Here is a 24,081-nt window from a genome sequence, read left to right on the forward strand (position 1 = left end):
CATGAAAACCATTATTACTTTTATTATTTTGTTTCTGTTAACAGCAGCCAGCATTGCCCAAACCAAATATGGAATCATCTTTCTACCCGGTGTGGGAGGAAGCTCGTATGAAACCTATATTGGTCAACCAGACGCGCCAGACTTAACTTATGATCACAACCTCCTCTTGAATCAATTAAGAGGCACACTCGGACAGGATTTGCGCGTTATTGATAACCTTACCTTTCAACATGTCGCCCTTTCTGTGAGGGCAACACAGTTGAATCAAAAGATTGGTGAATGGATGCAGGATAGTGACTTTGCCAACCGGGAATGGTTTATATTCGGACATAGCATGGGAGGCGTGACCGCAGCCTATTTTAACAAGGTTGCCAATACGAACCCGCAATTTAAAATTCGTGGCACCATTGCCATGCAGTCACCCTTTCAGGGAATAGAAACGCTCAAGGGGGGGAAATATTTTTTGGAACAGAAGTTTAACCTACAAATGAATGAACTTGGTATGGGGGTCAATGGTGACAATCCGTGGTTGCTGACGGATTTAATAGATGTTATTCATGTTCCAATCGATTTATTTAATGCTATGATTAGTGGCGGGAATGGACCACAGACCCCACGGACACCACTTGCGTTTGAATTTATGGTAGATTTTATACGGGAAGAGTTAAAAAATAAAAAGAATGAAGCATCTGTTGGCTTCTATGATCTGATGGGTGATGATCGAACAGATGTAAAATCCATGCAAAAAGGGCATCCTGATATTGAAACCATCAGAAATAATACATTTGCTACTGATTACCTGATAATTGGGGCGACAGACTTTAACTTGACTGCTATCCGATTGGTAGGTTCCAAGCCTAATTATTGTTTAAGTAAACCGGAAATTAAGGATTACTGGAAATTTATTATGGCTCCTACTCTTGGTATGAGTTTAGCTGGAAATGATGATTTTAATGTTAGAAAACATCTGGGACCTGCGCATTCTGTCGCAATGACCTATGCGCTAAGAACATTTTTTGATAACAGAGTTACAGAATACCGGGCCTCTGAGCATCGGTTTAAAACATTATACGACGTAAGTCTTCAGTTAGTCGGTGAATGGAGATATCAAATGAATAAAGCGAAGGCAGCAAAAGAAAGATACATCGTTTCAAGAAGGGCGGTTGAGAACCTTGATATTGCCGCACAGGATCTAACCAATGATCTTGATATTGAAACGGAAACCGTGGTCATTCATCACTATGGTATCAGCAACCAGTGGTTACAGGCTTGCCAAACTGCCAACACCGACGTTGGATTCAAAGTGGAAAATTACTCTGTTCTTCCTGCCCTTCTGACATATGATTGTGATGATCCGCTTTTCGTAAATTGGACAGAAACAAGGACAACCATTCTTTCCATCAACACGGTTGAAACCGATGGGATGATTGCCTTGAAGAACCAGAAACCAACCAATGCTGCAGGTTCGTGGTATGAGGCACCAAACACAAACCCAAACGATGGCCATAACCATGCCGCTGCCCTGTGGGTCGTAAAACCCTGGAACAAACAGGAAACCGAAACCATGCGTGAAACGAAAAGGTGGATTCGTGAAAAATATAATGAAGACAATGAGTAAATTATTACTATTTATATTTTCACTAGCATTCTTGGTCAGTTGCAATAATGATACAGATGACAAATATTCATCTAAAATCTTGAAGTTTGTTTGGAAAGTAGATTTAAAAAAAGTTCAGGGCTATCAGGGTTTTGAATTGCCATCCATCGATGGTAACTATGCTTACTTTCCGAATGGTCCAGATATTGAATGCAGGGAACTTTCCACGGGAAGGTCAATCTGGAAAAAGCGTGTTACAAACGGAACAGTTGATTATATTGGAACAAACTTTAGTTTCAATAGTGAAAACATATTGATTGATGATGCCTTTTCAACACGCTTATTAAACAAGTTAACTGGAGAACAAATCTGGATTGCACCAGATTCGGGTGTTCAACGTGTTTATGGTTCACTTGGAACAATAGATAACATACATGGTTATAGATTCCCTTCAATATATTTACCAAAGGAACTCCAACAGTTTGATTGTAGGACTGGTAATAAAATACAATCAATTTATTCTGATTCAGGATCGTTCAATTCAGTAGTTGCCAATTCATTTGGTGTCTTTGCAAATACTTTAGCTGCATATCGTGATAAGGTCACTGATGAACGAATTAGCTTCGGGACACTTGTAAAGATTAACCCAGAGACCGGTAATCTTGATTTTAAGATCCGAATTCAACCACGATGGTTTAAAGATGTTGGTTATGGATTTTATTTATCAACTAGTTCAGAACTTTTTTCAAAACCCGCCTTTGATCAACAATTTGGTTATTGTTCTTTTAAAGATGGAACAACAATAAAGTTCATTCCTGAAACAGGTAATATCGTTTGGAAATATGAATTACCCATCACCAATTACCGTCGTGACTTTCCGGATGCCATCAGTGTATTCCCAGATGAAGAGAAAGGCCTTGTCTTTGTCACCGGCGGCCGTGATAGCTGGTTCTGTCTGGATATGGAAACCGGCAAGCAACTCTACTGGAAACGTCTGTCGGAATACGATGGAATGATTGATCCATCCAGTTACGATGGCAACCGGTATGTGTTTAAACCGCATACGTATGGTCAGTATGAGTGGTACATCATCGACATCACCACCGGCGAAGTGGTCGAGGAATTCGATATCCCCGATGATTCCATTCTCTCGCAGGATGTGAAGAACGGGTACGTGGCTGCATTCGGGGTCGGGAGTTTCTACGTATTTAAAATCGTCCGGTAAAATACATTTTAACGCGAAGGACGCAAAATGTTCATTACCAAGGGCGCAAAGTTTTTCAATTTTAAAACGCTGCGTCTTGGCGTTCCTTCCTGGCGACTTTGCGTTTAAATCCTTTTGCCGCTAAGGGCGCAAAGTGTTCATAACCAGGAACGCAAAGATTATTTGTAGTTTTCAATTCAGGAATCTCTGCGGTCTTTGCGAATTCTTTGCGTCATTGCGATTAAATGTCTGCACTGTGACGGTCCCTGAGCGGAGCCGAAGGGACCCCTGGAACAAACAGGAAACCGAAACCATGCGTGAAGCGAAAAGGTGGATAGAAAATAAGAGTAGGCCGTGATAAAGCTATCCCTATTAATCCATCTTTGTTTTTGTTCCTTGATAATTTCAGGCTGTTCTGAAAATCCAGAAAGTGCAAATTCAAAGTTTTTAAAGCTTGTGTGGAAAGCACCATTGACAAAAATTGAACCATCACAAGGATTTGAACTACCCACAATTGATGGTAACCGGGTTTATTTTCCAAATGGTCCTGATGTAGAATGCAGGGAGTTGTCCACTGGCAAAATCATTTGGAAGGCCAATATAACCGGTAAAACCAGAGATTATAATGGAACCCGTTTTTTGATTAACAACTCAATTATTGTTGTAAACGACACCTATTCTACCTCTGCATTTGATAAGTATTCTGGAGAAAGACGGTGGATCGCTCCTGATTCAGGTGAGTTCAGACGATATGGCATCATGAATTGGATTGACAATGAATTTGGTTACAGGCGAGGGCAAGCAAATTTTATTCAATTTAACTTAAACGATGGAAATACAATTAAAATGTTTCCGATTGACACTGGCGCTGCCCGGGCAATAAATACCAGTAAGCATGGTGTATTCTGTTCGACATTTGCTGGTTATGTTAACGATCTGGGAAAGGAAATTTACGAGTTTGGTACACTTAAAAAATTTGATCCTGTAACTGGTCAGCAAATTTTCAGTTTCCGGTGTACCCCACGTTATTTTAATTTTGGTGGTTACTCTGACTACCTGTCGACCATTACCAATCTCTTCGCAGTGCCGGTATTGTTAGATTCAGTTGGGTATGCGGTTTTTCGGGATGGAACGGTTTTCAGGTTCAGACAATCCGATGGGTATTTGTATTGGAAATATGAATTACCCATCACCAATTACCGTCGTGACTTTCCGGATGCCATCAGTGTATTCCCAGATGAAGAAAAAGGCCTTGTTTTTGTGACCGGCGGCCGGGATAGCTGGTTCTGTCTCGATATGGAAACCGGCAAGCAACTCTATTGGAAGCGGTTGTCGGAATACGATGGAATGATTTTTCCATCCAGTTACGATGGCAACCGGTATGTGTTTAAGCCACATACATACGGCCAGTATGAGTGGTATATCATCGACATAACCACTGGCGAAGTGGTAGAGGAATTCGATATCCCCGATGATTCCATTCTCTCGCAGGATGTGAAGAACGGGTACGTGGCTGCATTCGGGGTCGGGAGTTTCTACGTATTTAAAATCATCCGGTAATTCGTTTTACCGCAAAGTCGCAAAGGGTTCATATCCAAGTACGCAAAGATTTTTTAGTTTTTTATACATGAATCTCTGCGGTCTTTGCGAATCCTTTGCGTCATTGCGTTTAAATGTCTGCCCTGTGACGGTCCCTGAGCGGAGTCGAAGGGAACCCTGGAACAAACAGGAAACCGAAACCATGCGTGAAGCGAAAAGGTGGATTGATGAACGTCGAGTAGGTCAAAAGTGAAAATGCACTTTGTTTTGCTTGCTGGTTTGATTTTCAGTTCATGCACAGAACCCAACGAGGATTCGCTGAACTCAAAATATTTGAAATTGGCGTGGAAGGTTGATCTTAAGAAGATACAGGGTTTCCAGGGCTTTGAGTTACCGTTGATCGATGGTGACCGGGTTTACTTTCCTAACGGTCCCGATGTTGAGTGTCGAAACCTGTATAATGGAAATCTCATCTGGAAGGCAAATATAACTGGAAAGGAAAGGGACTATACCGGGACCAATTTTATGGTGAACAGTTCAATCCTGGTGGTCAACGATATCTACTCAACATCGGCCTTTGATAAGATTACCGGGGTAAGGAAATGGATGGCACCCGATTCTGGTATTCACCGGTCATCGGGGACAATGAATACCATTGACGAAAATTTTGGATACAGAAAGATTCATTCAGACTTCATTCAATTTGATCTGTCAACCGGATTGACAATTAAAGAATTTGATGTTGATACTGGTGGAGTTCGATCCATTATGTCAAATATGAATGGAGTATTTGGATCAACAATTGCAACTCGGTATGGTGAAGGAGGCACTGAAATTTATAATTTTGGTGAATTGAAAAAATTTGATCCAATTACAGGAAATCAAGTATTTAGTATACGCGCAGTACCACGGTGGTTCAAGGATGGTGGGTACGGGTTCTATCCACAGACCATTACTAATCTCTTCGCAGTTCCGGTATTGTTAGATTCAGTTGGGTATGCGGTTTTTCGGGATGGAACGGTTTTCAAGTTCAGGCAATCTGATGGGTATTTGTATTGGAAATATGAATTACCCATCACCAAATACCGACTTGATTTTCCGGATGCAATCAGTGTATTCCCAGATGAAGAAAAAGGCCTTGTCTTTGTGACTGGCGGCCGGGATAACTGGTTCTGTCTCGATATGGAAACCGGCAAGCAACTCTATTGGAAGCGGTTGTCGGAATATGATGGAATGATTGATCCATCCAGTTACGATGGCAACCGGTATGTGTTTAAGCCACATACCTATGGCCAGTATGAGTGGTACATCATCGACATCACCACCGGTGAGGTGGTAGAGGAATTCGATATCCCCGATGATTCCATTCTCTCGCAGGATGTGAAGAACGGGTACGTGGCTGCCTTCGGGGTCGGGAGTTTCTACGTATTTAAAATCATCCGGTAAAATACATTTAAACGCGAAGGACGCAAAGTGTTCATAACCAAGGGCGCAAAGTTTTTCAATTTTATAACGCTACGTCTTGGCGTTCCTTCCTGGCGACTTTGCGTTTAAATCCTTTTACCGCTAAGGGCGCAAAGTGTTCATAACCATGAACTCAAAGGTTTTTTGGTTTTCAATTCAAGAATATCTGCGGTCTTTCCGAATTCTTTGCATCATTGCGTTTAGGCATTTAAAATCATAAGGATTGGGTGGTAGCAACCACACCTGTTTCCTGATAACACTTCACCTTTTTCACCTCATTGAAACATTTCCTGTTCTTTCTTTTGGTTATCGGATTTGGGTTAACCGATCTGGTTGCTCAACACCAACCGGTCAGGGTTCATTTGCCTGTACCTGGGGGGGTGCAAAAGGTCTCTCTGCCTAAAAAAATGGCCCCTGCCGACACGGCAACGGTCCGGTCATTTTTCGTCAGGAATATTCAGGATCAAAGTAAATGGCATTCCATCCGCTTTAACCTGGCGGCCCGGTTCGATGGGATCCATGTGTGGGTGGATACCAGTTCGGTTTACCGGAAAATCAATCCAATCCAGATGGATTCTCTTCTTTACCTTTTTCACTATCATCTGGTGGAAAGGACATCCTCATTTTCGGTAGATTCCACCAAGGGAATTGTTCCCCTTTCCATATCCCTTCTGGGAAATTTACCCAATCGTGCTGGTGATGAGGTGTTGAATATTCTGCTACTCGATATCCGGGATGATTTTCTGGTGACCGGGCAATACATCGCCGGGTTTTTTGATCCGGTCGATCAATTGGAATACCCAACCAGCAATCAACGTGATATTCTCTACATTGATGTCTTTCCGACCCTGATTTTTAACCAGACAATAACGGTTGAGGGCTCTCTTCAAACGGCCGCTCACGAACTTCAGCATCTGGTCCATTCACAATATTCCGATCCGGACAATCCGGAATGGGTGTCCATAAATGAGGGGTGCTCTGAACTGATGGAATATCTGTGTGGTTTTGAGCCAAGACCCGTCACCCGATTCCAGAAAAATACAGAAAAAAGCTGGGCAATCTGGAAGGATCAGGATGCCATTTTATCCTATGAACAAAGTCTGGTTTTTATCAGTTGGTTTTACTTCAGGTATGGGCTTTCTGCTTTTCAGCAATTGATCTGGTCTAGATCGGTTGGCCTCGACGGGTTTGCAGCCAATCCAACCCTACCCGATTATACAACGCTGAACCGGCAATGGATATCCGATTTATTCCTGCGCCCATTCAGACCGGATCAAACTCCGTTTCCACCCCGTTGGCAACCCGATCTGTCGTTGCTACCCACTGAACCAAACCGGTTTTTCCCTGTTGAAGGATTCACGAAACAAGATCCGGGTGGGTTTTCCTCACTCTTGCTTGAGGGATCTTCCATCTATTCTATTGGGGTAAGTTCACTGATAAAAACCGACTTGTTATGGTTACCATTCACGACCGATAAAGAACCGCAGTGGTTTTCATTCAAATCTGGTGAGACCCTATCCATCCAAACCGACTCTGAAAAACCAGTGCTGATGGTTCTTGTCAATGCTGAACATCCCGATGTAAACGAGCCTTCATTGGGTAATCAGATCAGTTATCGGATTGAAGGGGAACCGGAAAGGGTGGTATTGACCATCCGTCAGGATGACGGGAAGTCGGATGAATTTATGGGTTCGGCCCGTTTTCTTCGTCTGCCCGATTCCATCCGGTCCTTTGCCCAGTGGATCCCAATCGATCACCCGGATTATTCCGGTATCAGGGATGTGTCGTTCCTGGGTGGATTTCTTTCTGAGTTCGACGGGACGGAGGTCGATTCGGATGCTCCCAGACAATTTGAACTTCAATTCTTTGATTCACTGTGCAGGCAGATTGGTGATCAGATTTTGTGCAAATCGGGACGTCCTTATGCGCAAATCCGTTTCGAAACCATTTCCTTGCCTGTTGGTCATGCCGTTCAGACCTATACCGGGTCTGGTGTGTGGGTCGTTTTTTCATCCCATGCACCCTCGAAAAATGGGGTGGTGTTGGCCATGGATCGGGCAGGTCAATCTGGTTTCATGGTTATAAACAATCATGGGGATTGGAGAAAACCATCCGATGTCTGGCCGGTGTCTTACGATCTGGCCGGTTTCATTCCCATGATCAGGCTTGGGGTGTCGGTCAAAGCCGTTCAACCAACTCTGCCCACACCTTTTACCTGCACCTTTGACCGGGATTCTATATACTTCTCATTCACGCCAGGAAAGGGTTCCCTTTCTGTTGAATTAACCAGTCTGTTTGGTTGGGATAAACTGGATCTGAATCCGCAAATGGGAAAAGCAGCAGTTTACTTTCCGGTATCGGGCCCGGTTTTCATTCGCTCCGACTATCAGAACGGAGATACGATCCGGACGGCTTCGTTTAAAATGGTTCGATTTCCCTGGCATGATCAGGAGGGCTTTTTTCAGTGGTCAGTCGGCAAACAATTGGAATTGCAGGTGGCATCTGCAGGTATTCCTGCTGATAAACTCTGGGGGTTTGTCAGCAGGGAAACCAATGCGTCGATTGAATTGAATCCGGTCAGAAAAACACCGGGAGGTCCGGGTATCCTGATCACCTGTTCAAAACCGGTTCATGTTTCGGGAACAGGCATCCGGCAGATTTCCCCAACCAGCTTTTACTGGTCGCTTGAAGGCCATGTGGTGATTACTCCAGAAGAGAAACAGGTGATATCTGGTGTTCCTGACTGGTTTACGGTTTCCGGTGCCTTTCCGAATCCGGCTAATCCGTCAACCACTTTTGAAATTAAAAGCGATCGCGTGCAACCCATTCAGATAGGGGTTTACACAGTGTTGGGTCAATTGATCAGTAAAGAGGAGATGATGGTCAACCCCGGCAGGCAATGGTATGCCTTGTCGTTTGCAGGTAAGTCAACGGGTTTCTATTGGGTACAATTTGATGGTGCCGGAATCCGTCAAACGCAGAGGGTGCTGCTCCTGAAGTGAGGTATTAAATGTTTTTCGTGGTGAAGCCAGTTAAATGCAAGGGCGCAATTAATTCGTAAAGACCTCAGAAGTATTTGTATTGAAAACAAAATAATCCTTTGTGTTCTTTCTTAAACGCTTTGTGACCGTTGTGGTAAAGGACCAGAGTTTCCCTGAAACCCAGCAGACCCTTTTGTCGTAAACCTCCTCTGTTTTTCAACCAGAAAGGATTTATCTCATGAAATGGCTGCTCTCTCTTCTTTTCCTCGTTCCGGCCGGACTGGCTTCGGCGCAGGATGAACCAGAAACCCTGTTTAATGGCAACATCCACTCCATCAGCGGTTTTGGCGGACCCACCACCCGGTTCACCCGCATTGCCGGTGATGGTGCCCTCATGACCGGTGGTTATGGCGGTGTGCTTCTGAATAATCAATGGGGAATCGGAGGGGGCGGCTTTGGTCTGGCCACCGAGATTAAAGCCCCTGCATCCATTCAGAGCACCAGCATTGAACCCCTGTATCTGCGCCTCGGCTATGGCGGTTTTTATCTGGAATACACTCAGAATCCCAATAAATTGCTTCATCTGAATTATGCCATGCTTATCGGTGCCGGCGGATTTACCTACACCACAAAGAAAATGGATGACTGGGATTATGACGGCCACCACAACACCTTTTTTGTGGCAGAACCCTTTGTTGGAATGGAACTGAATGTGACCAACTGGTTTCATCCATCCATCGGTGCGAGTTACCGGTTCATCGCCGGTGAAAACCTGAAAGGATTCGAAAGCAAAGACCTCTCTGATTTCACCCTCGCTCTGAATCTGAAGTTCGGATGGTTCGGAAACCGCTCCTGGGACGAGGACTGAAAAAAATTTGAAAGCCGGGAACTCCCCGGCTTTTTAGTGGGTTATTAAGTGTTATGACAACTAATGTCATAACAACCATAACCAAAACAGGAGGTTTCTCATGAATAATCTGTCACTGACCGGACGTATCATCATCGCCATTCCCATGCTCGTATTCGGGATTTTCCACTTTGCATTCGGTGCCGGTATGGCCGGTATGGTTCCATCGTGGTTACCAGGCGGCGTACTCTGGGTTTATCTGACCGGTGCAGCCCTTATTGCAGGTGCAGTTGCTCTTTTCATCAATAAACAAGCCCGTCTGGCGGCTCTTCTGCTGGCTGCCTTTATTGCCATCGTTATTCTGACGGTCCATCTTCCGGGCATGCTGGGTGGAAATCAGGTTTCCATGTCGATGCTGCTGAAGGATCTGGGTCTGGTTGGCGGTCTGCTGCTGGTTGCCCACACCACGAAATAACCGCCCCTGCAAAAAATTTGTACGCTAAGTCGCCAAGGCGCTAAGTTTCCTGTACTAAAAACTTAGAAAAAAACCTTTGCAGCTTTGCGTTGAAAGGTATTTATCCGCAAAGACAGCAGAGAATTTGCAAAGACCGCAGAGGTTTTTGCATTGAAAACCAAAAAATCTTAGCGCCTTTGCGACTTAGCGTACATATAAAAAACCAACCGGGTGTACCAGTAATCCCGTGGCTAGCCACTCATTTCCACTTCCAGTCCGACCAGACTCAGCCGGGTCTGCGGCATGAACTGGATCCGGTCGTAATCATACACGCCCACCACATCTCCCGGACCTGCGATATCACCACCGATCTGACACGTTCCTTCCAGAAAGACTAATAACAATCCGTTATCCGGATTTGAAAGTCCGAGAGAGGTTTCTTCAAAGGGAAACAATTCCCCGCTGACCATCCGGAAACCTCCCGCCTGTTCCTCCAGAAATCCACTCAGACCTTCCCGGTGATGAAAACGGGTGGTCACCAGCGACGACCGGTCAAACAAAGCGGTGGGAAGCAGTTGAAACTCGGTGATCATTGCGCCGGCATCCGGATCGGTTTCCAGTGAAATCGTGGTTCCTCCTCCTGAATGCCAGGACAGTACCGATTGCGGCTGAAGGGTCTGATAAAATCCGGTCGAGGTTTTCATGAGCGGCAGGCCGGAATGAACCGTCATGAGATGGATAGACTGACGGTCGAACCGGAAAAGACCGGTTCCCGGCGGGAGGTGATGCTGCTGAATCTGGATGACCGGTCCGAACCGGAGAATTCCCGGACCCCAGTCACCAAAGGAAGACCAGGATCGGACTCCCTCCTGATCAGTTCCCGGCCGCAGATTGGCCGGGATTCTGAAAAAGGGCATCAGGGAACAGCCGGATAGCTCATAGGAGCACCGGGACCCACGGGAATGCCAAGGAGGTACCAGATCGAGAAAAAGATGGCCCATCCGATTCCGAAAATGATGGAATAGGGAATCATGGTGCTGACCACCGTCCCGATGCCGGCCTTTTCATCATATTTCTGAATGAAGGCGATGATAAGCGGGAAGTATGACATCATGGGTGAAATGATATTCGTGACCGAATCGCCGACCCGGTAGGCCGTCTGAGTGACCTCGGGAGAAATCCCCAGCAGCATAAACATGGGGATAAATACCGGAGCCATCACGGCCCATTTGGCTGAAGCGGAACCCATGGCCAGGTTCACCACGGCGGTTAGTAACATGAAGCCCAGCATGAGAGGAATCGGTCCCAGACCGGATGCTTTCAGCAGAATGGAGCCTTCCACCGCGAAAATGAGTCCGAGATTGCTCCATTTGAAAAAGGCCACAAACTGAGCAGCCACAAAGACGAGCACCATGTAAGATCCCATGGTTTCCATGGATTTGGACATGCCTTTGATTACATCGCCATCCGATTTGAACGTACCGGCCACCAGACCATACACAATTCCGGCCAATGCAGCAGCCACAAAAATGACCGCCACCACACCCGACAGAACCGGCGAATGCAGAATGGATCCATCCTTAAGAGAACGCAGAAATCCCTGTTCCGGGACCAGTCCCATGACGAGAATTCCGGCCAGAATCAGAACCACGATTAATGCAGCCCACAAACCGCGCTTTTCGGCAGGTTTCAGGTCTGAAAGCGTATCGGAATCATCCTTCCCGTGAAACGGCCCCAGACGCGGAATGACAATGGCTTCGGTGATCCAGGTTCCCAGTGCGGTGATGATAAAGGTGGAGGCGAACATGAAGTAAAAATTGGCGGCAGGATTCACCAGATAGGTGGGATCCACAATCCGGGCGGCTTCGGTGGAGAGTCCGGCAAGAAGCGGATCGATGGTGCCCAGCAGCAGATTGGCTGAATATCCACCCGACACCCCGGCAAAGCTGGCGGCAATTCCGGCGAGCGGGTGCCGGCCCACCGCCAGAAACACCAGTCCGCTCAGAGGAACGAGAAGTACATAACCCACCTCGGAGGCAGCATTAGAAAGGACACCTGCAAATACAATGACCATGGTGAGCATGCGTTTCGGTGCCGAGGTGACCAGGACCTTCAGCGCACTTCCGATCAGTCCGGATCCTTCAGCGATCCCGATCCCGAGCATGGCGACCAGAACTGTTCCCAATGGAGCAAATCCGGTAAAATTGGTCACCATTTCATTCATGATCCGGTGGAGTCCTTCCACCGAGAGCAGGTTCAGAGGCCGTATTTCAGCGCCGGTGGTGGGATGAACGACCACCAGATCCAGCCAGGCAGCAAGGGCGGATGCCACCAGAATCAGGACGCAGAAAAGGAAAAACAAGGTTACCGGGTGAGGAAGGGCATTCCCGGTGCGTTCAACAACCGAGAGGAAGCGATCGACGGCCGATCGTTTGACAGTGGTCTCCATTCAGACTCCGTTTTGGTTAGAGGTTGATGCTGGCAAATATGTGCCAGAACAGTCAGACAGACCAAATCCGTTCCCTCCATGCGGAGTTGCAGTGGTTACCGGTTTATCTTTGCAGGATGAAACTGACCGATCAGACCAGAGAATCCACCGGATTTGTTTACCGTGGACTTTCCCCTTCGCGGCTCGAGGGATTCACCGATGCCGTCTTCGCTTTTGCGATCACGCTGCTGGTGGTGTCGCTGGAAGTTCCCAAAACTTACGCCGAACTGAAATCCATGATGGCAGGGTTTATCGGATTTGCCTTTTGTTTTGCCATGCTGGTGTTGCTGTGGTTCATGCATCAGAAGTTCTTCCGGCGGTATGGATTGCATGATACCATCACGATGGTGCTGAATTCGGCACTTCTGTTTATTCTTCTGTTTTATGTCTATCCGCTGAAATTTGTCTTTACACTGACGGCTGCCATTTTTTTTGGTCCGGGTGTGCTGGGTGATTTATCCGATGTGGAAGGACCGATCATGCCTGCCGATGCCGGGTCGGAAATGATGACGATTTACGGTTTGGGATTTGCCGCGGTTTTCTTCCTGTTTTTTATGCTTTACCGGCATGCATGGGCCCTTCGGGACGTGCTTCATCTGACGCCGGTTGAACGCTGGCTCACCCGCGAGGAACTCTGGGCCACCGGGACCATGGCAACCATCGGGCTTCTGTCAGTTCTGATTGCCTGGCTGCCTTTTCCGGCGGCCTCTGCCTGGGCCGGATTCTTCTACTTCCTGATCGGGCCGGCCATGTTCGTCATTAAATATGTCTCCCGTTCCCGTCTCGTTAAAAAGTTTCCCGAACGGGAACTTCCTGCTGCCTGATTTTCCTTCATTTTCTGGTCGATTTATGGATTCTTTTTCCGATTTATCCAAGCAAGAAAAGGACACGCGTCTCTGGGCAAGTGTCTGTCATTTTATTCCGCTGGTGGTGGTGATTGGCGACTGGTTCAGCCATTCACTTGCCAATATCTGGGCGCCGGCTCTTATCTGGCTCTTTTTCAGAAACCGCGATGAATTTGTGGTGGCCAATGCCCGCGAATCGGTAAACTTCCAGATTGCCATCACCTCGTATCTGGTAATTTTCTTCCTGCTGCTTTACAGTCCGCTGAAAGTGGGTCTGATTCCACAGGGCTGGTATTACGGCATCCTCGTTTTCATTGTCACGCTGGCGCTGGTCTTCGTGGTCATGATGATTCAGGCATCGGTTCTGGCCATCCGGGGTGAATCGCACCGGTACGTTCTCATTTACCGTTTATTCAGATCAAAATCCGTATGAAATCCTATCCGCAATCTGCTGCCTTGTTCGACCGGGCCCGGGCCGTTATTCCCGGTGGCGTGAATTCCCCTGTCCGGGCGTTTAAATCGGTGGGCGGAACTCCGGTTTTTATGAAATCGGGATCGGGATGCTACCTGACCGATGTGGATGGAAATACCTATATCGATTACTGCGGATCGTGGGGCCCACTTATTTCGGGTCATGCACATCCCGAAATTTTGAAAGCGGTGATGGCTTCTGCACAGAACGGTACCAGTTTCGGAACCCCGAATCCGTGCGAAGTGGAAATAGCTTCTCTGATTACCGGTTTGCTGCCGCATGCAGAAATGATCCGGTTTGTGAATTCCGGAACCGAGGCGGTCATGTCAGCCATCCGGGTGGCCCGCGGGTTCACCGGCCGGACGAAAATTATCAAATTTGATGGATGCTATCACGGTCATGCCGACAGTCTGCTGGTCAATGCCGGATCGGGACTGGCCACATTCGGAATTGCCTCAACTCCCGGTGTTCCCGAGTCTCTGGCAAGGGAAACGCTGGTGCTTCCGCTGGATGATGAAGACCGCTTCCTCGACCTGATGAAATCGGTGGGTGACCAGGTGGCAGCCGTGATTATTGAGCCGGTTCCGGCAAATAACGGCCTGCTTCTTCAACGTCGTGAATTCCTGCAGACCCTGCGTGATGCCTGTACGCAATCGGGCGCCCTGCTCATTTTCGATGAGGTGATTTCCGGATTCCGGGTGGCGTTAGGTGGTGCAACCGGGGTGTATGACATCCGACCCGATCTGGTCACTTTCGGAAAAATCATTGGGGGCGGATTCCCGGTAGGTGCCTATGCCGGCCGCCGTGATATCATGTCGGTGATTGCTCCGGTCGGAAAGGTCTATCAGGCCGGAACCCTGTCCGGAAATCCGGTAGCCATGGCAGCCGGACTTACCCAACTGAGATTGCTTACTGAACCCGGTTTCTATGACCGACTGGAATCACTTGCAGCACGTCTGGGAGAAGGAATGGCGTCGATCATCAGGAACCTGAATATCGAAGCGGTGCCCATCCGGATGGGCTCGGTTTTATGGACGTATTTCGGTGCGGCGGACCGTCTGCGACGGGCAACCGATATAGATCATGCCACCATGGATCGTTACCGGCTCTTTTTTCATCACTGTCTCGAAAATGGGGTCTACATTGCGCCCAGCGGCTACGAAGTAATGTTTGTTTCCTCGGTTCATCAGTCAACCGATCTGGACCGTACCCTTACCATCATGGAATCGGCGTTCAAAGTGGCCTACGGCAAATGAATCCGCTTGTCCGGCGAAACAAACTCTTCCTGGCTGTCTTTGCGCTGATTGTTCTGATCATTGGCGCACAGCTCACGTGGTGGGTGTTTTTTCACATCAATTCCAGCCGGACCTGGCATGATCAGTCCCTGCGGATGGCCGACCAGCAGCGTTTCACAGCCTCTTTCCGCCTGAATCAGCTCTGGTCCGATTTTCCGGGCAGCACCACCATGGACATGACCGCCGCCAGGATTGAGGTCACCCCTCAGGGTTTCCGGTTGGTGAGTGGTGATTCTTCGGGATTCGGTGCCATCAGGCAGAATCTGAAACCCGAAGGAAACCGGTACATACGGACCGGATGGTGGATCGTGACCAGCGGAGAAAATGGCCCTGTGACCTACATCCGCCTCGATAGCATGCGGCTGGCGTATTGGCTCGATCAGACCTATCCGGCGCTCCGTCTGGGCATGGTTCGGAACCAGATATATGACGGAGTTCTTCACGCCGATGATCTGGTGGTGAATCCGGACTATCTGCATGCCATTGAGGAGACATTTTATTCGAAGAACCGCATGTTTCTGGCTGAGGGGACGTTTTTTATCATTCTGCTGACCGTAGCGGTGGTGATTTTATACCTGAGTCTGAGCAAAGAATGGCGTTACACTCACCAGTCCCAGAATTTTATGCTGACTGTGACCCATGAACTGAAATCACCGCTTGCCGGTGCACGTCTCAATCTGGAAACGGTGCTGAAACACAATCCGCCACCCGATCGCCGTGATGTGTTTCTCCGGCAGGCGCTTTCTGAACTGGACCGTCTGACTGCCCATGTGGATAATATTCTGGCGGCTGCACGGCTCGAAAACCATCAGGCCACCCCTGCCATGACTGAACTGAACCTGACGGAACTGATTGAAAAATGGTTTTCTGAACCAGCCGGTGGATTTGACCGCGTTCAGTTCGGCGATGGTATCCGGCAGGATGCATGGGTATCGGGGGATGAAGTCCGGTTGCGGTCGGTGTTTATCAATCTGGTGGATAATGCCCTGAAATATTCGGATGGACCGGTTTTTATAGATGCCAGGCAGGATGAAGCAGAATGGGAATTTTCGGTAACCGATCAGGGAGCCGGTATCCCGGAAGATGCCCTTCCTTACATTTTCGACAAATTTTTCCGGGTGGAAGATGAGCAGACCCGTCAGTCGCCCGGTGCCGGTCTGGGATTGTATATTGCCAGAGAAATGGTAAAACTGCACCGCGGAACCCTGACAGTGGAGTCGGAACCCGGCAAACGGACCTGTTTCAGGGTGCGGTTGCCAAAACTGAGTGAGGCTGACCATGACTAACCGGATTTTATTGGTCGAGGATGAAAAATCCCTGGCAACCACCCTTCAGTACAATCTGGAAGCCGAAGGGTACACGGTTACCCTGTGTGGTACCGGACTGAAAGCCCTTGAAGCATTTAATGAAGGCAGGTACGATCTGGTGATTCTCGATATCATGCTTCCCGGGATCAGCGGATTCGACGTGCTGGAATCCATCCGGGTGAAGGATGAAACCACTCCTGTCCTGGTGCTCTCTGCGCGGTATCAGGATCCGGACCGGATCCGCGGTCTGAAGAGCGGGGCCGATGATTACATGACCAAACCATTTAACCTCGAAGAATTGCTCCTTCGTGTGGCCCGGCTGATCCGCCGGACGGCGGCCAAACCCGATGTGGCCAAATTTCTGACCGATACTTTCACCTTTGGCAAAAACACCATCTACTTCTCACAGCATGAAGCCGCCACCAGCAACGGCCGCATTGAATTAACGGCCAAGGAAACGGAATTGCTTAAACTGCTGATTCAGAATGAAGGACAGGTGGTTTCCAGAGAAATTATTCTGTCCCGGGTCTGGGGATACGATGTGTACCCGACCACCCGGACCATCGATAACTTCATTTCCCGGCTTAGAAAGTACTTCGAGGACGATCCATCCAATCCAGTCTTTATCCACTCGATCCGTGGAGTCGGATATAAATTTACCGGGGATCCGAAAAAATGAGTATGATCTTGAAGAATGACCGGTTTCTGCGGGCTTGCCGGCGTGAATCCACCGACCGCACCCCGGTCTGGATGATGCGGCAGGCTGGCCGGTACCTGCCCGAGTACCGGGCTGTGAGACAAAACGCCGATTTTATGACCATGTGCCAGTCTCCTGAACTGGCTGCCGAGGTAACCATTCAGCCCATTGACCGGCTGGGAGTCGATGCCGCAATTTTATTCTCTGATATTCTGGTTATTCCCGATGCCATGGGTCTGGAACTGGAACTGATTGAAAGCCGGGGTCCGGTTTTTCATAAGCCACTCAGAGAGGTGTCCGCCATCAGACAGTTACCAGTCCCTGATCCCGATTCCGATCTGGGCTATGTCATGGAAGCCATCCGTCTGATTCAGAAACGTCTGGACGGGCGTGTTCCGCTCATCGGCTTTTCGGGCGCCCCCTGGACGCTGATGACCTATATGGTGGAAGGTCAGTCCTCGAAAACCTTCCGCTTTTCCAAATCCCTGTTGCTGGATGAACCCGCTGCAGCCATCGATTTACTTGATCGGTTGTCCGAGTCGGTGGCTTCCTATCTTCTGGCTCAGATCAGGGCAGGCGTTCAGGCCGTTCAGATTTTTGATACCTGGGCCGGTGCATTGCCTCCGCATTTGTATCTGGAATTTGGCTGGCCCGCACTGGAGTCGGTCATCCGGGCCCTGAAACCAGCCGGTGTGCCGGTCATTGTGTTTGCCAAAGGGGCTGATTTTGTATTGGAAAGGGCCATTGCGGCAGGGGCAACGGTGTTTGGAGCCGATCACTCGGTTCCCATCGGCGAACTGGCCTCGCGAACAGCCGGAAGGATTGCAGTTCAGGGAAATCTCGATCCGTCGGTACTGTACGGATCTCCCGACGCCATCCGACGTGAAGTGAACCGTCTGCTGACGGAATGGGGCGGCAGGCCCGGTCATATTTTTAATCTGGGGCATGGCATTCATCCCGATGTGAATCCAGATCATGCCAAAGCCATGGTGGAAGCCGTTCAGGCTTTCAGAATGAAGGAATAATGGAAACGGAACAAACCAGTAAACTGGACTATCTGCTTTCCCGGTACAACAAACCCGGTCCGCGATACACCAGCTATCCGACCGCACCCGTCTGGCCGGTGGTAACCGATCCGTCCTCTTACATCAACCAATTGAAAAAACTGGCCCGCTCGGCCGGCGGACCCATCAGTGTGTACCTTCACATCCCGTTCTGCGAGGACCGGTGTCTCTATTGCGCCTGTAACGTGTCCGTCCGGGCGGATCATTCCGTGGCTGACCGGTTTCTGCAGCATCTCGAAACCGAGATAAAACTGGTTGCAGATCAACTGGGATTTAAACCGGTGGTCGATTCGCTCCATCTGGGAGGTGGCACGCCAACCTACCTGTCACCGGAACAGATTCACCGGCTCATGGCGCTGCTGAATCATTCCTTCGATATCAACTTCCTGTCGGGAGAGTTGTCGGTGGAAATCGACCCGGTGGTGACCACCAACGACCATCTGGATGCCCTGTCCGATGAAGGTTTCCAACGCTTCTCGTTTGGTGTGCAGGATTTTAATCCGGCCGTGCAGGAAGCCGTTAAGCGCATTCAGCCCTTCGAGGATACCTACCGGCAGGTTTCAGAAGCCCGGCGTCGGGGAGCCCAGTCGGTGAATGTGGATCTGATTTACGGATTGCCGCTTCAAACGGCGGCCTCATTCAGGGAAACCCTTAAGAAAACCCTCTTGCTCGATCCGGATCGTCTGGCTTTGTTCTCTTACGCTCACGTTCCCTGGATTCATAAACATCAGCAGGTGCTTGATCAGTATCAGCGGCCGGAGGGATTGGAAAAACTGTCGCTTCTGATGGATGCAAAGGATTTTCTTGAATCGGCCGGTTACCGGCTGATCGGAATGGATCATTTTGCAAAACCCGAGGATGAACTATCCGTGGCGTTGGATGAAGGTCGTCTCCGCCGGAATTTCATGGGATATACAACCTTGCAGACCGAAACCATTCTCGCCTTTGGTCCCTCTTCCATCGGCTTTATCGGTGGAGAGTATGTTCAGAATCAGAAAAATCTGAAACAATGGGAAACGGGTCTGTCTGAAGGTCGGCTGCCCATCGAACATGCCTACCAGATGACGACCGATGACCGGATCCGCCAACGCGCCATTATGGATATCATGGTTCAGTTTGCTGTTTTTTACGATGATTTTAAACGGCTGACCGGTGAAACCTTCACCGACTATTTCAGGGAAGAACTGGCGGGCATGGATGACCTGGAAGCCGATGGTCTGATCACCCGCTTTAACGACCGGCTGGTGGTGACCGATCTCGGTGAATTGTTTGTGCGGAATGTGGCCATGCGGTTCGACCGGTATCTCATGGGTGAAACCGGACCCCGCCGGTTTTCACAAACGGTGTAACTATGCTGACGATGATTTGGAATGCCATTAAAACCCGGATCAAGTTGTTTATTATCCGCCGGTGGATCCGTTACAACTTTAAAAACCGCTCAGGGGATAAATACATCACCCGGTAACGGCTTCTGACAGAAGGATCAGGATGGCGTAACGTCCGGCCTTTCCGGTGAAGACCAGCAGACAGAACCGCCAGAACCGGTAGCGGAGACTGCCGGCTATCATGCAGAGCGGATCTCCGATGACGGGCACCCATGCCAGCAGCAACGTCCAGCCCCCCCAGCGGCCGAACAATCCTTCCGCCCGTTTCCAGCCCGATGATTCGCGGTTGACCTGTTTAGAGAAAACCCACCGGCTTCCCGCACCGATTCCGTATCCCGCCACCGATCCGAGTGTGTTTCCGGCAGTTGCCACTGCCCAGATGGCCAGCGGCTGATAGCCACCAGCCAGCATCAGAAGAACCATGGCCTCGCTTGAAACGGGGACCAGAGTGGCGGCCAGAAAGGCAATCAGAAACAGTCCCGGCCACCCGGCCTGAAAGAGAGCATCCATTCTGATTATGGATGGATGGGTTCAGCCGGTGCCATCCGGTCAAGGCGGGCAGCCAGTGGCGGATGAGAATACTCCACAAACACGGTGAACGGATGGGGAGTCAGGTTTGAAAGATTCTGCCTGCTCAGTTTTTTCAGCGCTGAGGCCAATTCCTCCCTGAGACCGGTTACCCGGATGGCATAGGCATCGGCTTCAAATTCATGTTTTCTGGAAAGCACCGACATGGCAATTCCCAGAATCAGTTCCACCGGTGTGAATAACATCCCGAAGAAAATCAGTCCGGCCGCAACCGACAGAGTGGTCATACCGAAGGCAGCAAACAGACCGGGGGCCGACAAGGCAACACTGAGGAGTGCCATCAGAACGCCTGTGTGAAGAAAACCGATGACCATGTTCAGCGGAATGTGGCGCAGTTTATAATGTCCGATTTCATGGGCCACCACCGCCAGGATTTCCTTCTCATCCTGATGCTGAATCAGCGTGTCATACAAGGCAATCCGTTTGTTCTTCCCGAATCCGGTGAAATAGGCATTTCCCTTGGTGGACCGGCGTGATCCATCGATGACGTAAATATCCTTCAATGGAAACTCAACCTTCCCGGCCAGCGCCATGATCGATTCCCGCAGAGACCCGTTTTCGAGCGGCTGAAACTTATTAAAGAGGGGCATGATCCAGACGGGTGCCACATATTGAATGATCAGGGTGACCAGAATGATGGTTCCGAAGGCATACAGCCAGCCCCACGATCCGGCCCAGGTAAAAAAGAAAATCAGTCCGGCCAGAATCGGACCGCCAATGAGAATGCCGAGGGCCAGGCCTTTCAGCCGATCAGACATCCACGTTTTCCAGGTGGTTTTATTAAAGCCATACCGCGCTTCGATGGAAAAAGTGGCGTATACACTGAAGGGAGTGGAAAGGAGACTTTTAAGTGCCATCAGGCCGGCTGTAAAGATCAGGCCCTGCCAGACCGGGTTTACCGAAATATTACCTGCGAGTGACCACATCCAGGGAAATCCGCCCGCCAGCCAGAAAAGAAGAGTGGCTGCCAGACTGACCGTTCCGCTTAAAAATCCGAACCGGATACTTTCTGCCTGATAGGCCTGAGATTTCCGGTACTGTTCCTCATCATACAAACCGGCCAGGGAGGGAGGAACCGGACGGGAAAGAGCCTTCAGATTAAGAAAATCCGAGACCAGGTTCAGCAGATAATCGGCCAGAAGCGCAACCAGTATCAGCCAGAAAAAAACATTAAAGTCGATCATTTACAGAAACCTTTCAGGATAAGGGCAATCATCAGAACGAAAAAAGCCGGCGATTCGCTCCGGTCAGAGCAGAAACCCCGATTGGCCAAAGAATTGAGGGGTTAAAACCCGCCGGCGACTGAAATCGGGCCACAAAAATACCGGATGGTCATGGCTGAATCGAAAAATTATGCTATTTTCCCGTTTTTCAAAACCGACCTGATGAGGGAGACAACCTTGCTGAAACAACTGTTCCGCAAAAAGAAACTCGAAGATGTTCTGGCTGTCATTGACAAGCAGGAACACAAACTGGAAAAGAAACTGGGCTGGTTCGATCTGACGGCGCTGGGAATCGGAGCCATCATCGGGACGGGGATTTTTGTGCTGACGGGAACGGCTGCTGCCGGCGGGGCGAATCACATTGGTGCCGGACCGGCTTTATCGGTCAGCTTTGTCATTACGGGAATTGCCTGTGCACTGGCGGCCCTGTGCTACGCAGAATTTGCCTCCATGATGCCGATTTCGGGGTCGGCATACACATACAGTTATGCTGCTTTTGGTGAAGTGGTGGCCTGGATTATCGGGTGGTGTCTGGTGCTGGAATATGCCATCGGAAACATTGCCGTAGCTGTGGGATGGTCGGGCTATTTTGTTGATCTGCTGCGTGGCTTCGACATTCATCTGCCAGCCTGGATGATCACCGACTACGTTACGGCCGGGCACCGGTTTGCCTACGGAACCGAGACGCTGATTATCGATACCGCTCCCAAAGTGGCGGGCATACCGATTGTGGTGAATTTTCCCGCCATTTTTATCAACGTGGTGGTCTATGGATTGCTGCTCATCGGAATTAAGGAATCCTCCCGTGCCAACATGATGATTGTGGTTCTGAAACTGTCGATGGTGTTGTTGTTTATTGCCGTCGGAGCTGCCTATGTGAAACCCGAATTCTGGGGACATGACTGGAACAGTTTTGCTCCGAACGGATTTAACGGAATCATGACCGGAGCAGCACTGATCTTTTTTGCCTACATTGGTTTTGATGCCATTTCAACCGCCGCAGAGGAAACCATCAATCCCGGCAGGGATCTGCCACGCGGCATTATCATTTCCCTGGCAGTGGTCACAGTGCTGTACGTGGTGGTGACGGTGGTGCTGACCGGTATGGTCGATTACCGCACACTGAATGTACCCGAACCGGTTTCCTTTGCCCTCCGGTCAGTGAATGCCGATTGGGCCGCCGGCATCATTTCGGCTGGGGCGGTCATTTCCATCACCTCGGTCCTGATTGTATTCGGATTGGGCCAGCCCCGGATTTTCTATGCCATGTCACGGGACGGATTGCTCCCCAAATCACTCAGTAAAGTCCATCCGAAATTTCACACGCCACACGTGGCCACCCTGATCACTGGCTGTTTTGTGGCCTTCTTTTCCGGATTTATCGATGTGGGACAAGCCGCCGAACTGACCAATATCGGCACACTGGCCGCCTTTGTGCTGGTCAGCCTGGGAGTCCTGGTGAAACGCTATACCGATCCAGGCATGCACCGTCCGTTCAGAACCCCGATGGTTCATGTGACCGCCGTGGCCAGTGCGCTTGCCTCTGGCTACATTGCATACAATCTGCCTTCCATCACCTGGAAAATGTTCTGGATCTGGCTGGTGGTCGGACTGACGATTTACTTCCTGTACGGCTACCGGAAAAGCAAGCTGAGGGGTTGACTGCAGGAGACAGGAGACAGAATAGGAATTCAGAATTCAGAATACAGAATTCAGAATACGGAAAAACCCGGACCCTGAGGTTCTCGAAGGGTAAGGGTTTTTCAGTGACGGGTGGGCAGAGATCGGAATTCGGCCCTTCGACTCCGCTCAGGGACCAAGTCGAAATGCAGGGACCGGAATACGGAATTTCACCCTCTCCGCCGGTGAGGGAAGGGGTGAGGGTCTGTTGCCGGTTTTAAAATGCAAAAATCTCAATTTTCGCAGATTTGCATCCTGTCCGTTGAATGTTCCTGTCCCCCGGGTGCCGAATCCGGTGGCTGCATGTCGACTGCGCTTGGTCCCTGCATTTCGACTGCGCTCAATGACCGGTCGCAGGGCAATGACCAATGTTTACCCCGATGAAGTCGGGGAAGCCACAAGGATGGGGTTCTGAAAGTCTGGCCTTGACGGATTTCGATTCCCCGGTCCCCGAGTGATCCCGTAATCGGGATCGTATCGAGGGGCCCGGTGGCTTGTTCTGTCTAATGCTCAAAGTCTTTAGAAACCTGCAAGCTGGTATGCTCCGCAGGGTGACTTTTTTCACAAAAAAGTCACCATCCCTCGGCTCCGCTCGGGAACCGGCGAGGCCGACCGCCCAGCCTGAGACTCGTTCGTGGCACTCCAGGCCTAAAACGATTGAACTCGTCCCGGTGGGCCTCAGATAGCAATCGTTTCTGACGGCCTTCCGTTTCTCAATTCGTCGGCTGGCCGATGTCGGCAAAGCCAAAAATCCTGGAAAATGGACTTTGCATTCGCGGGTGGCCACCGGCATCGGAGGGCGGTGTGGGTGGCAAGGATCGCAGCTTTCAGATATTTTGTGAATCACCTAAAGTTTTCTGTCTTCACAGTACCCTGCGCATCAAAATATCTGGTAAGCGGGATGGGGGCGATCGTACTTCGACCTGGCTCAGCACAAGTGCGTTTCGATGC

Annotated in this window: 19 protein-coding genes; 15 read left to right on the plus strand and 4 right to left on the minus strand. The window is 49.6% G+C overall.

The genetic code is table 11. The features are described 5' to 3' along the window. Position 1 precedes the first annotated feature (1 nt). From HUU10_13925 to HUU10_13955, 7 genes are all read left to right on the plus strand, one after another. On the plus strand, positions 2-1,618 hold the full coding sequence (locus HUU10_13925) for an alpha/beta hydrolase (protein NUQ82704.1): 1,617 nt from the start codon (positions 2-4) through the stop codon (positions 1,616-1,618). Next, positions 1,611-2,822: a PQQ-binding-like beta-propeller repeat protein gene (locus HUU10_13930; GenBank protein NUQ82705.1), complete on the plus strand. Its 1,212-nt coding sequence runs from the start codon at positions 1,611-1,613 to the stop codon at positions 2,820-2,822. Before HUU10_13925 ends, HUU10_13930 begins: the two co-directional genes overlap by 8 nt. A 450-nt stretch (positions 2,823-3,272) precedes the next feature. Further along, positions 3,273-4,361 (plus strand): PQQ-binding-like beta-propeller repeat protein, encoded by a 1,089-nt coding sequence (locus HUU10_13935; GenBank protein NUQ82706.1) that lies wholly within the window; start codon positions 3,273-3,275, stop codon positions 4,359-4,361. Positions 4,362-4,589: 228 nt separating this feature from the next. Then, complete coding sequence (locus HUU10_13940; GenBank protein NUQ82707.1) at positions 4,590-5,786, plus strand: PQQ-binding-like beta-propeller repeat protein; 1,197 nt, start codon at positions 4,590-4,592, stop codon at positions 5,784-5,786. Positions 5,787-6,211: 425 nt separating this feature from the next. After that, a complete protein-coding gene (locus HUU10_13945; GenBank protein ID NUQ82708.1) occupies positions 6,212-8,806 on the plus strand; it encodes a T9SS type A sorting domain-containing protein in 2,595 nt (864 codons plus the stop codon). Positions 8,807-9,023: 217 nt separating this feature from the next. Next, a complete protein-coding gene (locus tag HUU10_13950) occupies positions 9,024-9,653 on the plus strand; it encodes a hypothetical protein (GenBank protein NUQ82709.1) in 630 nt (209 codons plus the stop codon). Positions 9,654-9,762: 109 nt separating this feature from the next. Continuing rightward, positions 9,763-10,107 (plus strand): DoxX family membrane protein, encoded by a 345-nt coding sequence (locus HUU10_13955; GenBank protein ID NUQ82710.1) that lies wholly within the window; start codon positions 9,763-9,765, stop codon positions 10,105-10,107. Between the two features lie 230 nt (positions 10,108-10,337). Here HUU10_13955 and HUU10_13960 read toward each other — a convergent pair whose 3' ends face one another. Continuing rightward, positions 10,338-11,003, minus strand: coding sequence for a hypothetical protein (locus tag HUU10_13960; protein ID NUQ82711.1), 666 nt, complete (start codon positions 11,001-11,003; stop codon positions 10,338-10,340). Continuing rightward, a complete protein-coding gene (locus tag HUU10_13965; GenBank protein ID NUQ82712.1) occupies positions 11,003-12,535 on the minus strand; it encodes an AbgT family transporter in 1,533 nt (510 codons plus the stop codon). The genes HUU10_13960 and HUU10_13965 overlap by 1 nt, the downstream gene beginning before the upstream one ends. A 116-nt stretch (positions 12,536-12,651) precedes the next feature. Between HUU10_13965 and HUU10_13970 the strand changes: the two genes are divergently transcribed. Genes HUU10_13970 through hemN form a run of 7 tightly spaced genes read left to right on the plus strand, consistent with a single transcriptional unit; the run spans position 12,652 to position 19,603 of the window. Continuing rightward, a complete protein-coding gene (locus HUU10_13970; GenBank protein ID NUQ82713.1) occupies positions 12,652-13,398 on the plus strand; it encodes a DUF1211 domain-containing protein in 747 nt (248 codons plus the stop codon). 25 nt (positions 13,399-13,423) lie between these two features. Continuing rightward, entirely contained in the window at positions 13,424-13,852 is a 429-nt protein-coding gene (locus tag HUU10_13975) for a DUF4870 domain-containing protein (protein NUQ82714.1), read from the plus strand. Then, complete coding sequence (gene hemL / locus HUU10_13980) at positions 13,849-15,147, plus strand: glutamate-1-semialdehyde 2,1-aminomutase (GenBank protein ID NUQ82715.1); 1,299 nt, start codon at positions 13,849-13,851, stop codon at positions 15,145-15,147. The genes HUU10_13975 and hemL overlap by 4 nt, the downstream gene beginning before the upstream one ends. Next, positions 15,144-16,472, plus strand: coding sequence for a HAMP domain-containing histidine kinase (locus HUU10_13985; GenBank protein NUQ82716.1), 1,329 nt, complete (start codon positions 15,144-15,146; stop codon positions 16,470-16,472). The genes hemL and HUU10_13985 overlap by 4 nt, the downstream gene beginning before the upstream one ends. Next, positions 16,465-17,172, plus strand: a complete 708-nt coding sequence (locus tag HUU10_13990; GenBank protein ID NUQ82717.1) for a response regulator transcription factor — start codon at positions 16,465-16,467, stop codon at positions 17,170-17,172. Before HUU10_13985 ends, HUU10_13990 begins: the two co-directional genes overlap by 8 nt. Beyond that, a complete protein-coding gene (locus HUU10_13995) occupies positions 17,169-18,215 on the plus strand; it encodes a uroporphyrinogen decarboxylase (protein NUQ82718.1) in 1,047 nt (348 codons plus the stop codon). Before HUU10_13990 ends, HUU10_13995 begins: the two co-directional genes overlap by 4 nt. Next, positions 18,215-19,603: an oxygen-independent coproporphyrinogen III oxidase gene (gene hemN / locus HUU10_14000; GenBank protein ID NUQ82719.1), complete on the plus strand. Its 1,389-nt coding sequence runs from the start codon at positions 18,215-18,217 to the stop codon at positions 19,601-19,603. Before HUU10_13995 ends, hemN begins: the two co-directional genes overlap by 1 nt. A gap of 105 nt (positions 19,604-19,708) precedes the next feature. Here hemN and HUU10_14005 read toward each other — a convergent pair whose 3' ends face one another. Then, positions 19,709-20,149, minus strand: a complete 441-nt coding sequence (locus HUU10_14005; GenBank protein NUQ82720.1) for a DedA family protein — start codon at positions 20,147-20,149, stop codon at positions 19,709-19,711. Positions 20,150-20,154: 5 nt separating this feature from the next. Then, positions 20,155-21,411 carry a M48 family metallopeptidase gene (locus tag HUU10_14010; GenBank protein NUQ82721.1) on the minus strand — a complete coding sequence of 419 codons (1,257 nt, stop codon included), beginning with the start codon at positions 21,409-21,411 and terminating at the stop codon, positions 20,155-20,157. 216 nt (positions 21,412-21,627) lie between these two features. On the opposite strand from HUU10_14010, the gene HUU10_14015 reads away from it, so the two are divergent. Continuing rightward, the gene (locus HUU10_14015) at positions 21,628-23,112 is read left to right on the plus strand and encodes an amino acid permease (GenBank protein ID NUQ82722.1); all 1,485 of its coding nucleotides are present in this window, start codon (positions 21,628-21,630) and stop codon (positions 23,110-23,112) included. Positions 23,113-24,081: the final 969 nt, after the last annotated feature.

The organism is Bacteroidota bacterium (assembly GCA_013360915.1).
Classification (GTDB): Bacteria; Bacteroidota; JABWAT01; order JABWAT01; family JABWAT01; genus JABWAT01.

Coding starts and splice junctions, on each gene's coding strand:
- HUU10_13950 (NUQ82709.1), top strand. CDS start 9,024: ATGAAATGGCTGCTCTCTCTTCTTTTCCTCGTTCCGGCCGGACTGGCT.
- HUU10_14005 (NUQ82720.1), bottom strand. CDS start 20,149: ATGGATGCTCTCTTTCAGGCCGGGTGGCCGGGACTGTTTCTGATTGCC.
- HUU10_13960 (NUQ82711.1), bottom strand. CDS start 11,003: ATGCCCTTTTTCAGAATCCCGGCCAATCTGCGGCCGGGAACTGATCAG.
- HUU10_13970 (NUQ82713.1), top strand. CDS start 12,652: ATGAAACTGACCGATCAGACCAGAGAATCCACCGGATTTGTTTACCGT.
- hemN (NUQ82719.1), top strand. CDS start 18,215: ATGGAAACGGAACAAACCAGTAAACTGGACTATCTGCTTTCCCGGTAC.
- HUU10_13925 (NUQ82704.1), top strand. CDS start 2: ATGAAAACCATTATTACTTTTATTATTTTGTTTCTGTTAACAGCAGCC.
- HUU10_13945 (NUQ82708.1), top strand. CDS start 6,212: ATGGCCCCTGCCGACACGGCAACGGTCCGGTCATTTTTCGTCAGGAAT.
- HUU10_13995 (NUQ82718.1), top strand. CDS start 17,169: ATGAGTATGATCTTGAAGAATGACCGGTTTCTGCGGGCTTGCCGGCGT.
- HUU10_13930 (NUQ82705.1), top strand. CDS start 1,611: ATGAGTAAATTATTACTATTTATATTTTCACTAGCATTCTTGGTCAGT.
- HUU10_13975 (NUQ82714.1), top strand. CDS start 13,424: ATGGATTCTTTTTCCGATTTATCCAAGCAAGAAAAGGACACGCGTCTC.
- HUU10_14010 (NUQ82721.1), bottom strand. CDS start 21,411: ATGATCGACTTTAATGTTTTTTTCTGGCTGATACTGGTTGCGCTTCTG.
- HUU10_13985 (NUQ82716.1), top strand. CDS start 15,144: ATGAATCCGCTTGTCCGGCGAAACAAACTCTTCCTGGCTGTCTTTGCG.
- HUU10_13965 (NUQ82712.1), bottom strand. CDS start 12,535: ATGGAGACCACTGTCAAACGATCGGCCGTCGATCGCTTCCTCTCGGTT.
- HUU10_13990 (NUQ82717.1), top strand. CDS start 16,465: ATGACTAACCGGATTTTATTGGTCGAGGATGAAAAATCCCTGGCAACC.
- hemL (NUQ82715.1), top strand. CDS start 13,849: ATGAAATCCTATCCGCAATCTGCTGCCTTGTTCGACCGGGCCCGGGCC.